The following is a 12,998-nucleotide window of genomic DNA, read 5'->3' on the forward strand; positions in this document are numbered from 1 at the left end:
CGGTCGTGCGGGGCGAGGCGTCAGACGCAGGCGGGCCGGGGGTGGATTCGGTCGTGCGGCGCGAGGCGCCAGGCGCAGGCGGACCGTGCGCAGGTCGTGCGGGGCGAGGCGCCAGGCGCAGGCGGGGGCGGCTTCGGTCGTGCGGGGTGAGGCGTCAGGCGCAGGCGGGCCGGGCGCAGGTCTCGCGTGACCGCCGACAGCTTCGGCAGCGGAAGGCCTGAGTCGCCCGAATCGTCTGAATCATCCCGTCGTGCCGATACTCTCGCCCCATGTCCTGGCTCCGGGCCCTGAAGGAGACCGCACGCTCCGGGCTCACCCTCGAACGGCAGCGGCTCGAGCCCCTCGTCGCGCTGCGGGGCGCACTCGGACTCGCCCTCGTCGTCGCGGGTGCGCTCTCCCTCTTCGGGACCGTCGTCGCCGTCAGCGCGGCCTTCGGAGCCTTCCAGGCCGCCATCGCCACCTATCAACGCAGCTGGCGGCCGCGTCCGGTGCTCGCCCTCGCGTCCGGCGCGAGCCTCGCCGTGTCCACCTTCATCGGCTACCTCACCGCCTTCCACCTCGTGTTCTTCGTCGCGATGCTCGCGCTGTGGACCTTCCTCGCCGGGCTCGCCTGGGCCCTCGGCCCCACCGTCGGCATCATCGCCGCCTCCAACGTCGCGATCATGCTGGTCACGGTCACCCTCCCGACGTCCATCGCGGCCGCGGCGGGCCATGCCGCCGTGATCGCGGCCGGCGGGGTCGTCCAGGCCGCGCTCGTCGTCCTGCTGCCCGTACGCCGCTGGGGTGCCCAGCGCGACGCGCTCGCCGACGCCCTCGCCGCGGAGGCCGACTACGCACGGCGGCTGCGCCACGACCCGACCGCCCCCTTCGATCCCGCACCCCTCATGCAGGCCCGCCGGGCAGCCGCCGTCACCCGTCGGCAGGCCCGCCGCCGCCCGGCCGAACTGCACGGGATGCGCGGCGTCGCCGAGCGGATCCGCCCGGTGCTCGCCGCGCTCGCCGACCCGGCCGTCGGGGTTCCCGCCGAGGGCCCCGAACGCGACCGGGTGCGCGAACTCCTCTCCGCCGCCGCGTCCGTACTGACCGAGGCCGCCCGCGCCGTGCGGCACAACAAGCCGCTGCGACTTCCGCCGTCCGCGGTGGCCGCGCTCAAGACCCCGGACACCGCCGCGGTTCTCACCGGCCCCGCGCGCCGCGGGGCTCACCGGCTGGCCGCCCTGCTCGACGACGTGACGGAGACGGCCCGCGGTGCCGGCACCACCGAGGGCCCGCACCGCGACCGGCCCCCGCTGCTCCGGCTCGTCCCGGGATCGCTGCGCATCCTGCGGGAGGAACTCCACCGGGACTCCCCGGTTCTGCGCCATGCCTGCCGGGTCTCGGCCGTCACGGCGGTCGGCTACATCGTCGGCACCGTGCTGCCACTGGGGCACGGCTACTGGGCGCCGATGACCTGCGTGATGGTGATGCGCCCGGACTTCTCGCAGACGTACGCCCGTTCCGTCGCCCGGTTCGGCGGCACACTGGTCGGGGTCGGCGCGGCCACGGCCGTCGTCCAGGGGGCCGGCCCCGGCACCTGTCTCTCCGGTGGTCTCGCCGTCCTGTGCGCCTTCTGCGCCTTCCTCGTCCTGGGGACCGGGTACGTCGCCTCCAGCGTCTTCATCTCTGCTTACGTCGTCCTCCTGCTGGGCATGGGAGGCGAGGACTGGAACCAGACCGTTCCCGAACGGGTCCTGCTCACCCTCGCCGGCGGAGTGCTCGCGATGATCGCCTACGCGGTCTACCCGGCCTGGGAGACCCCACGGCTGCGTCATCGCCTCGCCGACTGGCTGCACGCCAACGGCGACTACGCGGCAGCCGTCGTGGACCACTACGCCGACCCGGCGGGCCGGGCGGGCGGGGACATCCGTCAGACCCTGCTCGACGCGCGCGACGCCCGTATCGCCTGGCGGGAGTCGGTGAAGAGGGCTGAGCACGAGCCCGTGCGGAACCGCGGGCTGTCCCGCGACGCCGCGGAGAGAGCAGGGGAGGCGATCTCCCAACTCGGCCGTGGCGCCCTGCTGATGGAGGCGCATCTGCCCGACAGCGGCGCCGCCCCCGTGCCCGCGGCGGCGGACCTGGCCGAGGCGCTGCGCCGCGACACCGAGCGTGCCGCCACAGCGGTACGCGAGCGCAGGACCCCGCAGTGGGACGCGGTGCACGAGGCCCTCGACCACTGGGACCGCGAGAGCGCACCCGACACGGTCCTGCGCACCGGCGCCGGGCTGGTGGCGGAGGCGCTGGACGATCTGACCGAGGCGCTGGAACCGGAGGACGAGGGGGTGCGAGGAGGGGCCGGGCCGCGAACCCGTGACCGGTGAGGCCGGGGACCGCGGCCCGTGGCGGTGACGCGGGGGTCAGGGAGTCGGGATGCCCGTCGGGAACGTGCTGGGCAGTCCCTCGGGCAGCTTGCCGCTCGCGGACTTGGTGAGCGTGTCCTTCTTGCCGGCGTCCCACGCGATGACGAGGGTCTTGCCGTCGTTGGACTCGATCGATCCCATTGTCCGGTCGGTGTTGCCGTCGGAGCACTTGAGCGACAGCATCGGCTCGCCGCCCATGTCCGCCAGGTCGCCGGTGCAGGCGCGTCCGTCCGCCATCAGGACGGCCTTCTTCCCGGTGACGGCGAGGTCGACGGACTTGCCGTCGGTCTTGCCGGTCCACGCGCCCTCGATGTCACCGCTCGGCTTGTCGCCGCCGCCCGACGGTGTCGGCGCGCCGGACGACGTCTTCTCGCCCGAGTCGGCGCTGTCGTCGCTGCCGCATCCGGTCAGTACGAGAGCTGCTGCGGCGACGAGGCCGGCGGCGGCCATCGACATGCGTACTCGCTGGTGCACGTGACTTCCCCCTTGTCGATTGCAAGACCGCGCCAAGCTACCAGGGACAACTGCCGCGCTCCCGGCGGCAATCCGGCGGCCCGACGCGGCCGCAGTCCTGCCTCGGCGGGGGCGTGACGCACACCTCATGAGACTGGCGGCGTTTCACCGGAGCCGGAAGGGCGCGGATTGCGTCTCTTCCCTGTGCGCGAGGTGTTCGGCCCGGGGGAGGACGTCCTCGGAGCTGTAACCGAAGCGCCACCCCGCGTGCACGTGCATCTGCCCGTGCGGGCGCTCATGCAAGTGCATATGAACAGAGCTATGATCCGGGACAGTTGACACATGCACCTTGTACCCCGGGAGCGACACGTGCACCACGCGTACAACGGCATGGCGGCCACGGAGCTCCGCGGGGTCGTCTGGCAGAAGAGCAGGCACAGCAACTCCCAGGGTTCCTGTGTCGAGTTCGCCAAGCTGCCCGGGGGAAATGTGGCGATGCGCAACTCACGGCATCCCGACGGACCCGCACTCGTCTATACGCCCGCCGAGATAGAAGCGTTGCTTCTCGGTGTGAAGGACGGCGAGTTCGACCACCTGATCGCACCCGCCTAGGCCACGCCCCAGCGCGTACCCCACGAGCGGACGGCCCGGAGAGTCACAGCAAACAGGGGCGGGCCCGCCCCCCGATGCGGGTCCGCCCCCGGTCTCGCCGGTCCGCGCGTGTCACCCGAGCCGGAACAGCGCCCACACGACCTTGCCGTGCAGGGCTCCGGCGAGCGGGTGCCAGCCCCAGCTGTCGCTGAAGGAGTCCACCAGGAAGAGGCCGCGGCCGGACTCGGCCGCGCCGCAGGGGTCGGGGAACGAGGCGTCGTCGCCGGCGCGCGCGCCGGGACCCTCGTGGCTCGGGTCGCGCACCGCGCACACCAGGCGGCTCGTCCAGCGCATCAGGTGCAGCCGTACCGGCGGGTCCTGGACCTCGCGCGGCGCCTCGTCGGGCAGGGCGTGCCGCAGGGCGTTGGTGACAAGTTCGGAGACGACCAGCGCGACATCGTCGAAACGGTCCGCCAGCTCCCACTGCCCGAGCGTGGCCTTCGTGAACTGGCGTGCGCCGCGCACCGCTTCGTAGCGGGCGGGCAGGGAGCACGAGGCGCTGCTGGAGACTGCCGCGGGATCGAAAGGGGGAAGCCCCTGCCGTAACGGCTCGAGCATGGTCGATCCATTCGTCCCCATGCGAGGCACTCCCGGGAATCGCGGCTGTGACGCTTCAACACGAACGAGCACGCAGGTGCGCGAGGACCATGGTTCCGAATGCGTACGGCAGATGCAAGGGCAGATGCACGTGCACGCGCCGGACCTGTCCGACCCCGTGCCGTTTCTTGACCATATCTTCCACGGATCTCTCCCATGGCCTTCCCAAGGGCTTCTCATTTCCGTAATCGAATGAGTACGGGCTGAAGCGTTTTGGTGGCAGAATCCGGCACTTGGGGTTCGGGGGTGCTCCAGGCTGTAGGGGACGGAACGCGATGAACGGCGATGGATGGGGAGGGTTGGAGTCGTGACCGCAGGTGAGTCGTGGGCCGAAGGGCCAGGTGGCGGTTCCGTGGTGCGGCGCATCCTGTTGGGCTCGCAGCTGAGGAGGCTGCGCGAATCGCGCGGCATCACCCGCGAAGCAGCCGGCTACTCGATCCGCGCATCGGAGTCAAAGATCAGCCGCATGGAGTTGGGACGGGTGAGCTTCAAGGCGAGGGACGTCGAGGACCTGCTCACGCTCTACGGAGTCGCCGACGAATCCGAACGCGGACCCCTGCTCGGCCTCGCGAAGGAGGCCAACGTCGCCGGGTGGTGGCACAGTTACGGCGACGTGCTGCCTGGCTGGTTCCAGACATATGTGGGACTGGAGGGCGCGGCCTCGCACATCCGGATCTACGAGGTCCAGTTCGTCCACGGTCTGCTGCAGACCGAGGCGTACGCCCACGCCGTCGTCGCCCGTGGCATCCCGAACGCACCGCGGGCGGAGATCGACCGCCGGGTGGCCCTGCGACTGGAGCGCCAGAAGGTGCTCGTCTCGGAGCGCGCCCCGCATCTGCACGCGGTGCTCGACGAGGCGGCGCTGCGCCGGCCGTACGGCGACCGCGAGGTCATGCAGGGCCAGTTGAGGCATCTGATCGAGATCTCCGAGAACCCGAACGTCACCCTTCAGGTGATGCCGTTCAGCTTCGGCGGGCACGCGGGCGAGAGCGGTGCGTTCACCCTGCTGCGGTTCCCCGAGTCGGACCTCTCGGACATCGTCTATCTGGAGCAGCTGACCAGCGCCCTGTATCTCGACAAGCGCGAGGAAGTCGCCCAGTACGAGCGGGTCATGAAGCGTCTGCAGGAGGACAGCCCGGATTCGGCCGAGAGCCGTGACGTTCTGCGTGGTCTACTCCAACTGATCTGAAACGACAGTACGATGACGTGACGTCAGGCATCTGCTTCTGCGATGGGAATCGGATCACATGTCCTTCTTCACCGAGCTGGCCCACCAGTACATCGATGGCGAGTGGAGGCCTGGCAGCGGCTCCTGGGACATCATCGACTTCAATCCGTACGACGGCGAGAAGCTCGCCTCGATACCCGTCGCCACAGCTGTCGAGGTCGACCAGGCCTACCGCGCGGCCGAGCGTGCGCAGGTGGCCTGGGCCGAGACCAACCCCTATGCCCGGCGGACCGTGTTCGAGAAGGCGCTGCGCGTCATCGAGGACCGTGAGCAGGAGATCACCGAGACGATCATCGCCGAGCTCGGTGGCACCCATGTCAAGGCGGCCTTCGAACTCCACCTCGCCAAGGAGTTCCTGCGCGAGGCGATGCAGCTGGCGCTCCGGCCCGAGGGCCGGATCCTCCCCTCGCCGGTCGACGGCAAGGAGAACCGCGTCTACCGCCTCCCGGTCGGTGTCGTCGGTGTGATCAGCCCCTTCAACTTCCCCTTCCTGCTGTCGATCAAGTCGGTCGCCCCCGCGCTCGCGCTCGGCAACGCGGTGGTCCTCAAGCCGCACCAGAACACGCCGATCTGCGGCGGCTCGCTGGTGGGCAAGCTCTTCGAGGACGCAGGTCTGCCGCCCGGCGTGCTGAACGTCGTCATCACCGACATAGCCGAGATCGGTGACGCGCTCCTCGAGCACCCGGTGCCGAGGGCCATCTCCTTCACCGGTTCCGACAAGGTCGGGCGTCATGTCGCCACCGTCTGCGCGGCCAGTTTCAAGCGCGCGATCCTCGAACTCGGCGGCAACAGCGCGCTGATCGTGCTCGACGACGCGGACATCGACTACGCGGTCGACGCGGCGGTCTTCAGCCGGTACGTGCACCAGGGCCAGGTCTGCATGGCCGCCAACCGGGTGCTGGTGGACCGCTCGGTGGAGAAGGAGTTCACCGAGAAGTTCGTCGCCAAGGTGCGCACGCTGAAGGTCGGCGACCCGGCGGACCCGGCGACCCACATCGGCCCGCTCATCAACTCCCAGCAGGCCGACGCGGTGACGGCGCTCGTCGACCAGACGGTCGAGGCCGGCGCGACCGCTCTGCTGCACGGCGGCGCCGAGGGCAATCTGGTCTCCCCGTCCGTGCTCACGGGCATCGCCACCGACTCGCCGATCCTGGGCCAGGAGATCTTCGGCCCGGTGGCACTGATCGTGCCGTTCGACGGGGAGGACGAGGCGGTCAGGATCGCCAACGACACTCCGTACGGGCTGTCCGGCGCCGTGCACACCGCGGACATCGAGCGGGGCGTGCGGATCGCCAAGCGCATCGAGACCGGCATGATCCACATCAACGACGGCACCGTGCACGACGAGCCGATCGTGCCCTTCGGCGGCGAGAAGCACTCCGGCAGCGGACGGCTGAACGGCGAGTCGATGATCGAGGCGTTCACCACCCAGAAGTGGATCTCGGTGCAGCACGGGCGCTCGCGCTTCCCGTTCTAGGCGAGTACCGGCCCGGGCGCGGGTCGCCTCCTCCCGCCCGGGTGATCCGGTACAGGACTCTTCCATCCCGCGGACCCTTGAGGACAGAACCTGTCCGCAAGGGTCCGTAGTGTCTGGGGTGTCGGAAGGAGGCGGACGCCGCCCGTCTCCTCGCAGCAGCCGGAAAGGCGGACACCATGGTCACTCACGTCCCCGCAGAGGTCCGTGGAGACGAGCGCGGTGCGCTCCTCTCCTTCGTCGAGGCGCAGCGTGGCGCGATCCGCCGGTCGGTCCTCGGGCTGACGGAGGAGCAGGCCGCGAGCCGCCCGAGCGCCAGTGAGCTCACGCTCTCCGGACTGCTCAAGCACGTCGCCGAGACGGAGCTGAACTGGCTGCGCATGGCGCAGGAGCGCCCGAACGAAAAGGCGCGCACCGAGGAGACGTGGGGCGACAGCTTCCGCCTGGTCGACGACGAGACGATCCCGGGGACGCTGGCCTTCTGGGAACTGGTCGCCAAGGAGACCGAGGAGTTCATCCGCTCGGTCCCGAGCCTGGACGACACCTTCCCGCTGCCCGAGGCACCCTGGTTCCCCGCGGACGGAAGGGTCTCGATGCGCTGGCTGCTGGTGCACCTCGTGGAGGAGATCGGCCGGCACGCGGGCCACGCGGACATCATCCGCGAATCGCTGGACGGCAAGGGCGCGTTCGACCTGGTGGCGCTGGAGAGCGGCCAGAGCTGGGGCTGAGCCCGCACGCGGGGAGAGGCGGGCCGGAGCTGCGGCCGGGACGGTGAGGTCCGCAGCTCCGTGGGAACCTCAAGCAGCCAAGCCGCAGCTCCGCGAGAGCCGCGAGAGCCTCAAGCGTCAAGCCCTCAGCTCCGCGAGAGCATCGAGGTCAGGACCGCAGCTCCGCCAGCCGCTCCAGGCTGTCCCGCGCAGACGCGCTCTCCTCGTCGGTGAGCCGGACCGCCGCCGCCCGCTCCAGCAGCGACCGCGCCGTCTCCTCCTCCCCGAGCCGCAGGGCGATGTCGCCGCGCAGGACGAGCAGCCTCAACAACTGCACGGGGGTGGGCCGTTCGCTGTCCAGCTCAAGCACCCGGTCGATGATCTTCGCCGCGCCCGGCAGGTCCTCCTTGGAGTCGGCGAACAGGTCCGCCATGTGCAGGGCCCGGGCGAACGTCTCCTTGGGAGCCGGCCGATGACTCTGGTCCTCGTCGGTCTTCTGGCCGACCCGGATGGAGTTGCCGCCGGGGTCGGTCATCAGGAACTGCCGTACCCCGTACGACATGTCCTTGAGCGGTCCGATGCGTGGCAGCCCGCGCAGCGGGATCCTTCCGTACGCCTCCTTGAGGCCGGCGCGGAACGTCGTGTGCAGCGTGTCGACGTCGTCGGTGAGGATGTAGCAGCCGGAGTAGGACTCCTTCGGGTCGTACGCCTTCATGCCGAAGAACTGGAGCTCGACGGGCCCGCGCACGACGACCGCGTAGGCGTAAGGGCTCTTCTGAAGGAAAGTCGTCTCGAAGCCCAGGGCGGTGTAGAAGTCGACCACCGGCTGGATCGTCCGGCACGGGAGGAGCGGGATGGTCTTCTCGGTCATGCGGCGTAGTCTAGTCAAAGTTGAATAGAAGGGAGTCCCGGCTGATGTCAGCGATCCGTCTGCTGGTCCTCGGTGCGGTACGTCAGCACGGGCGGGCGCACGGCTACCAGGTCCGCAACGACCTGGAGTACTGGGGCGCGCACGAGTGGTCCAACGCCAAGCCAGGCTCGATCTATCACGCGCTCAAGCAGATGGCGAAGCAAGGGCTGCTGCACGCCCATGAGATCGCGCCGTCCACGGCCGGCGGCCCGCCGCGCACCGAGTACGAGATCACCGAGAAGGGCACCGAGGAGTTCCTTCAGCTGCTGCGGGAGTCTCTGACCTCGTACGACCAGAAGATGGACGTCCTGTCGGCGGCGGTCGGCTTCATCGTCGACCTGGAGCGTGCGGAGGCCGTGGCCCTCCTGGAGGAGCGGGTGCGCGGCATGGAGGAGTGGCGCTCGGCGGTGACCGAGTACTACACCCCGGAGGAGGGGCCCGAGTCGCTCGGCCACATCGGCGAGATCATGAATCTCTGGGTCGCCTCGGCCGACTTCGGTGCCGAGTGGACGCGGGGTCTGATCCGGCGGATCGAGGCCGGTGCGTACACCTTCGCCGGTGAGGGCGAGCCGTTCGTCGGAGTGCTCGCCGAGGGTGAGGAGAACCCGTATGCGACGGGCGAGCCGCACGAGGGCGATCTGGGCTGACGGCCCCGGCCGACAGGGTTCATCGGCTAATCAAGTTTGACCAATCGCGGATCCGGGGATACCGTCGATTCCGTAGTCAAGTTTGACTACTGGCGTTGAGGGTGCTGGAGGAGACGCATGACGGACGCGATCGTCGTCGAGGGCGCGCGCAAGCGGTACGGGGAGAAGAAGGCACTGGACGGACTGGACCTGACGGTGGCCGGCGGCACGGTGCACGGCGTGCTGGGGCCCAACGGCGCGGGCAAGACCACCGCCGTGCGCATCATGGCGACCCTGCTGCGCCACGACGAGGGCACGGTGCGGGTCGCGGGGCACGACGTACGGACCGATGCGGCGGCCGTCCGGCGGCGGATCGGACTGCTGGGGCAGCACGCCGCGGTCGACGAGGAACTCGGTGGCCGGCAGAACCTGGAGATGTTCGGGCGGCTGCATCATCTGGGCGCGCGCAGGGCGGGCGTGCGGGCCGACGAACTGCTGGAGCGGTTCGGGCTCGCCGACACCGGGCGCAAGGCGGTCAAGCAGTACAGCGGCGGTATGCGCCGCCGGCTCGACCTGGCCGCCTCGCTGATCACGGACCCGAAGGTGCTGTTCCTCGACGAGCCGACGACCGGGCTCGACCCCCGCGGCCGGGCCGAGGTGTGGAGCGCGGTCCGCTCACTGGTCGGCGGCGGCACCACCGTTCTGCTGACCACGCAGTATCTGGAGGAGGCCGACCAACTGGCCGACCGGATCTCGGTCATCGACGCCGGACGGGTCGTCGCGGACGGCACAGCCGACCAGCTCAAGGCCAAGCTCGGCGGCGACCGCATCGACGTGGTCCTGCACGATGCGGCCGACCTGGCCCGGGTCGCACCGCTGCTGCCCGGCGAGACCACCATCGACGAGGACCGGCGGCTGATCAGCGCCCCCGTCAGCGACCGGATGGCCGCACTGACCGAGACCGTACGGGCGCTGGAGGCGGCCGGCGTCGAGGCCGAGGACGTCGCCCTGCGCCGGCCCACCCTCGACGAGGTCTTTCTGCATCTGACGAAGGAGGCCTCGGCATGAGCACCTATGCCCTCACCGACTCCTGGACCATGACCCGGCGCGAACTCGCGCACTGGGCCCGGCAGCCGGTGCAGGTCGTCGTCGGCCTGGTCTTCCCGGTGATGCTCCTGCTGATGTTCGGCTATCTCATCGGCGGCGGGCGCGGCGTCGAAGGCGCCTACGTCAACTACCTCGTCCCCGGCATGCTCGCGCTGACCATGGCCTTCGGCCTGGAGTCGACGATGCTCGCGGTCACACAGGACCTCAACAAGGGCGTGATCGACCGGTTCCGCTCGATGCCGATGGCCGACTCGGCGGTGCTGGTCGGCCGCAGCACGGCGGACATGCTCCAGTCGGCGCTCAGCCTGCTGGTGATGGTCGGCGTCGGATACGCGATCGGCTGGCGCTGGCACGGCTCGTTCGTCGCGTTCCTCGGGGCACTGGGACTGCTCCTGCTGCTGCGCTTCGCGATGCTGTGGATCGGCATCCATCTGGCGATGGTCGCCGGAAAACCCGAGATGGTGCAGGCCGTGCAGATCCTGGTGTGGCCGGTCGGCTTCCTCTCCAACGCGTTCGCGGCACCGGAGTCGATGCCGGGCTGGCTGGGCGCGGCGGTCCAGTGGAACCCCATGTCCGCGACGGCCACCGCCGTACGCGACCTGTCCGGCATCCCGGTCGACGGCGGGTGGGCGGCCGAGCACGCCCAACTCCTCGCCGTGCTGTGGCCGGTGCTGCTGGTCGGGGTCTTCTTCCCGCCGGCCGTAGGAAGGTTCCGCCGGCTCAGCCACTGACCCCGACCGCGCGATCCGGCTCAGTGATGGAAGGCTGTCGCCGTCGTCGTGTCCCTCTCCAGGGGATGCGACTGACGGCGCAGTTCGGGCAGCAGGTCGTGCACGGACTCCATCAGCAGCGCGCCCAGGTCCGACGAGAAGCCGTTGCGGCAGACGATGCGCAGGACGGACAGGTCCTCACGGTTCTTGGGGAAGGTGTACGCGGGCACCAGCCAGCCGCGCTCGCGCAGCCGGCGGGAGACGTCGAAGACGTCGAAGTTCTTCACGTCCGGCGCTGTCGTGAGGGCGAACACCGGCAGCTCGTCACCGTGGGTCAGGAGGCGGAAGTCGTCGATGGCCTCGAACTGGTCCGCCAGCAGGCGCGCCACGTCGCGGGTCGTCTGCTGCACCGCCCGGTAGCCCGCCCGTCCGAGCCTGAGGAAGGTGTAGTACTGCGCCACGACCTGGGCGCCGGGCCGGGAGAAGTTGAGGGCGAAGGTCGGCATGTCGCCGCCCAGATAGTTGACCCGGAACACCAGCTCCTCGGGCAGCAGTTCCGGCGAGCGCCACAGCGCCCAGCCCACGCCCGGGTAGACGAGCCCGTACTTGTGTCCCGAGGTGTTGATCGAGGCCACCCGCGGCAGCCGGAAGTCCCACACCAGGTCCTCGTCGACGAACGGTGCGACCATCGCGCCGGACGCCCCGTCGACATGGACCGGCACGTCCAGGCCCGTGCGTTCCTGGAGCGCGTCCAGGGCGGCGCAGACCTCGGCGACCGGCTCGTAGGACCCGTCGAAGGTCGAGCCGAGGACCGCCACCACACCGATCGTGTTCTCGTCGCACAGATCGGCGGCGGCCTGCGGGTCGAGGTGGAAACGCTCGCCCTCCATCGGCACCAGCCGCGGTTCGATCTCCCAGAAGTTGCAGAACTTGTCCCAGCAGACCTGGACGTTGATGCCCATCACCAGGTTCGGACGCGCCCCGGGATAGCGATCGGCGTTCCGCGTCATCCAGCGGCGCTTGAGCGCCATGCCGGCGAGCATGCAGGCCTCGCTGGACCCGGTCGTCGAGCAGCCCACGGTGTTGGCGGGATCCGGTGCGTTCCACAGATCGGCGAGCATGGCCACACAGCGCCGCTCCAGCTCGGCCGTCCGCGGGTACTCGTCCTTGTCGATCATGTTCTTGTCCCGGCACTCGCTCATCAGCACACCGGCCTGCGGTTCCATCCAGGTGGTGACGAAGGTGGCGAGGTTGAGCCGGGAGTTGCCGTCGAGCATCAGCTCGTCGTGCACCAGGCGGTAGGCGGTCATGGACGGCAGAGGGCCGTCCGGCAGCCGGTGCGTGGGCGGAGCCGTCGTCATGCCACTGACCGGGTCGGCCGTCCCGTAGAACGGGTTCAGCGAGAGCCTGCGGTGTTCCTCGCCCTTGTCGGAGGACTCGTCCGCACCCTTGTGGAGTGCCATGCGCTCGCCGCCCTTCGTGTCTCGCGCCCAGTGCGCTCGGCTTCCAGGCTCATACGGGCGACGCACTCACGCAACGTGAGGCGACGGTCCGGATGCGTGACGGGAGGTCGCGGATCGGCGTTCGCGCGGCCCGGGCGGTCACGGAACCGGCGGTCACGGAACCGGCAGTCCCGAACCGGCGGTCCCGGACCCGGCGGTCGTTCCCGGGCCCGGACGCTCCCTGTCCCGCGCGTCAGAGGCGCGCGATCACCGCGGCCGTGCCGTACGCGCAGACCTCCGTGCCCACGTCCGCCGCCTCCGAGACGTCGAAGCGGAACATCAGCACGGCGTTGGCGCCCCGTGCACGCGCCTGCTCGGTCAGTCGCTCCATCGCCTGGTTGCGGGTCTCGACGAGCGTCTTGGTGAGGCCCTTCAGCTCACCGCCGATCATCGACTTGAGGCCGGCGCCGATCTGGCTGCCGAGGTGACGCGAACGCACGGTGAGGCCGAAGACCTCGCCGATGATCTCCTGCACCTGGTACCCGGGTACGTCGTTCGTGGTGACGACGATGACGTCCGCGTGCGGGCCCTGGCCGCCGCCGTAGTCCTCGATGCCCATCTTGTCCACCTTTCGTGAGCCGGTGACGGGAGCTATGACGCACAGCTTTGTCCCAGCCGGGGCACAGTGCATCCTGAG

At 70.0% G+C, this 12,998-nt stretch carries 13 protein-coding genes; 8 read left to right on the forward strand and 5 right to left on the reverse strand.

The features are described from left to right. Positions 1-269: 269 nt before the first annotated feature. Positions 270-2,357 (forward strand): FUSC family protein, encoded by a 2,088-nt coding sequence (locus ACQPWZ_RS19945; RefSeq protein ID WP_433572034.1) that lies wholly within the window; start codon positions 270-272, stop codon positions 2,355-2,357. Positions 2,358-2,393: 36 nt separating this feature from the next. Here the strand turns inward: ACQPWZ_RS19945 and ACQPWZ_RS19950 are convergent, their stop codons facing one another. Further along, a complete protein-coding gene (locus tag ACQPWZ_RS19950; protein WP_433572035.1) occupies positions 2,394-2,870 on the reverse strand; it encodes a hypothetical protein in 477 nt (158 codons plus the stop codon). Positions 2,871-3,218: 348 nt separating this feature from the next. Between ACQPWZ_RS19950 and ACQPWZ_RS19955 the strand changes: the two genes are divergently transcribed. Beyond that, on the forward strand, positions 3,219-3,461 hold the full coding sequence (locus ACQPWZ_RS19955) for a DUF397 domain-containing protein (RefSeq protein WP_313948922.1): 243 nt from the start codon (positions 3,219-3,221) through the stop codon (positions 3,459-3,461). Positions 3,462-3,572: 111 nt separating this feature from the next. On the opposite strand, the gene ACQPWZ_RS19960 is transcribed toward ACQPWZ_RS19955, so the two are convergent. Then, the gene (locus ACQPWZ_RS19960) at positions 3,573-4,079 is read right to left on the reverse strand and encodes an ATP-binding protein (RefSeq protein ID WP_340474470.1); all 507 of its coding nucleotides are present in this window, start codon (positions 4,077-4,079) and stop codon (positions 3,573-3,575) included. A 325-nt stretch (positions 4,080-4,404) separates the two neighbouring features. On the opposite strand from ACQPWZ_RS19960, the gene ACQPWZ_RS19965 reads away from it, so the two are divergent. The 3 genes from ACQPWZ_RS19965 to ACQPWZ_RS19975 all read left to right on the forward strand — a co-directional run bounded on the left by ACQPWZ_RS19965 (position 4,405) and on the right by ACQPWZ_RS19975 (position 7,527). Further along, complete coding sequence (locus ACQPWZ_RS19965) at positions 4,405-5,286, forward strand: helix-turn-helix domain-containing protein (protein WP_383231943.1); 882 nt, start codon at positions 4,405-4,407, stop codon at positions 5,284-5,286. Positions 5,287-5,344: 58 nt separating this feature from the next. Next, positions 5,345-6,802 carry an aldehyde dehydrogenase family protein gene (locus tag ACQPWZ_RS19970; protein WP_340474472.1) on the forward strand — a complete coding sequence of 486 codons (1,458 nt, stop codon included), beginning with the start codon at positions 5,345-5,347 and terminating at the stop codon, positions 6,800-6,802. A gap of 176 nt (positions 6,803-6,978) precedes the next feature. Beyond that, the gene (locus ACQPWZ_RS19975; protein WP_433572036.1) at positions 6,979-7,527 is read left to right on the forward strand and encodes a DinB family protein; all 549 of its coding nucleotides are present in this window, start codon (positions 6,979-6,981) and stop codon (positions 7,525-7,527) included. Between the two features lie 148 nt (positions 7,528-7,675). Here ACQPWZ_RS19975 and ACQPWZ_RS19980 read toward each other — a convergent pair whose 3' ends face one another. Then, on the reverse strand, positions 7,676-8,377 hold the full coding sequence (locus ACQPWZ_RS19980) for a bleomycin resistance protein (RefSeq protein ID WP_433572037.1): 702 nt from the start codon (positions 8,375-8,377) through the stop codon (positions 7,676-7,678). A 44-nt stretch (positions 8,378-8,421) separates the two neighbouring features. Between ACQPWZ_RS19980 and ACQPWZ_RS19985 the strand changes: the two genes are divergently transcribed. The 3 genes from ACQPWZ_RS19985 to ACQPWZ_RS19995 all read left to right on the forward strand — a co-directional run bounded on the left by ACQPWZ_RS19985 (position 8,422) and on the right by ACQPWZ_RS19995 (position 10,880). Continuing rightward, on the forward strand, positions 8,422-9,063 hold the full coding sequence (locus tag ACQPWZ_RS19985; RefSeq protein ID WP_327681733.1) for a PadR family transcriptional regulator: 642 nt from the start codon (positions 8,422-8,424) through the stop codon (positions 9,061-9,063). Between the two features lie 117 nt (positions 9,064-9,180). Continuing rightward, positions 9,181-10,110, forward strand: coding sequence for an ATP-binding cassette domain-containing protein (locus tag ACQPWZ_RS19990; protein ID WP_340474478.1), 930 nt, complete (start codon positions 9,181-9,183; stop codon positions 10,108-10,110). Continuing rightward, complete coding sequence (locus ACQPWZ_RS19995; RefSeq protein ID WP_433572038.1) at positions 10,107-10,880, forward strand: ABC transporter permease; 774 nt, start codon at positions 10,107-10,109, stop codon at positions 10,878-10,880. Before ACQPWZ_RS19990 ends, ACQPWZ_RS19995 begins: the two co-directional genes overlap by 4 nt. Positions 10,881-10,900: 20 nt before the next feature. Here ACQPWZ_RS19995 and ACQPWZ_RS20000 read toward each other — a convergent pair whose 3' ends face one another. Further along, positions 10,901-12,322, reverse strand: coding sequence for a glutamate decarboxylase (locus tag ACQPWZ_RS20000; protein WP_383231961.1), 1,422 nt, complete (start codon positions 12,320-12,322; stop codon positions 10,901-10,903). 232 nt (positions 12,323-12,554) lie between these two features. Further along, positions 12,555-12,920, reverse strand: coding sequence for a YbjQ family protein (locus ACQPWZ_RS20005; RefSeq protein WP_340474482.1), 366 nt, complete (start codon positions 12,918-12,920; stop codon positions 12,555-12,557). Positions 12,921-12,998: the final 78 nt, after the last annotated feature.

Source organism: Streptomyces sp. CA-251247 (assembly GCF_050952975.1).
GTDB classification, from domain to species: Bacteria; Actinomycetota; Actinomycetes; order Streptomycetales; family Streptomycetaceae; genus Streptomyces; species Streptomyces achmelvichensis.

Excerpts from the sequence above, each read along its gene's own strand:
- ACQPWZ_RS19985 (WP_327681733.1), top strand. The coding sequence starts at position 8,422 with ATGTCAGCGATCCGTCTGCTGGTCCTCGGTGCGGTACGTCAGCACGGG.
- ACQPWZ_RS19970 (WP_340474472.1), top strand. The coding sequence starts at position 5,345 with ATGTCCTTCTTCACCGAGCTGGCCCACCAGTACATCGATGGCGAGTGG.
- ACQPWZ_RS19945 (WP_433572034.1), top strand. The coding sequence starts at position 270 with ATGTCCTGGCTCCGGGCCCTGAAGGAGACCGCACGCTCCGGGCTCACC.
- ACQPWZ_RS19990 (WP_340474478.1), top strand. The coding sequence starts at position 9,181 with ATGACGGACGCGATCGTCGTCGAGGGCGCGCGCAAGCGGTACGGGGAG.
- ACQPWZ_RS19995 (WP_433572038.1), top strand. The coding sequence starts at position 10,107 with ATGAGCACCTATGCCCTCACCGACTCCTGGACCATGACCCGGCGCGAA.
- ACQPWZ_RS19960 (WP_340474470.1), bottom strand. The coding sequence starts at position 4,079 with ATGGGGACGAATGGATCGACCATGCTCGAGCCGTTACGGCAGGGGCTT.
- ACQPWZ_RS20005 (WP_340474482.1), bottom strand. The coding sequence starts at position 12,920 with ATGGGCATCGAGGACTACGGCGGCGGCCAGGGCCCGCACGCGGACGTC.
- ACQPWZ_RS19980 (WP_433572037.1), bottom strand. The coding sequence starts at position 8,377 with ATGACCGAGAAGACCATCCCGCTCCTCCCGTGCCGGACGATCCAGCCG.
- ACQPWZ_RS19975 (WP_433572036.1), top strand. The coding sequence starts at position 6,979 with ATGGTCACTCACGTCCCCGCAGAGGTCCGTGGAGACGAGCGCGGTGCG.
- ACQPWZ_RS20000 (WP_383231961.1), bottom strand. The coding sequence starts at position 12,322 with ATGGCACTCCACAAGGGTGCGGACGAGTCCTCCGACAAGGGCGAGGAA.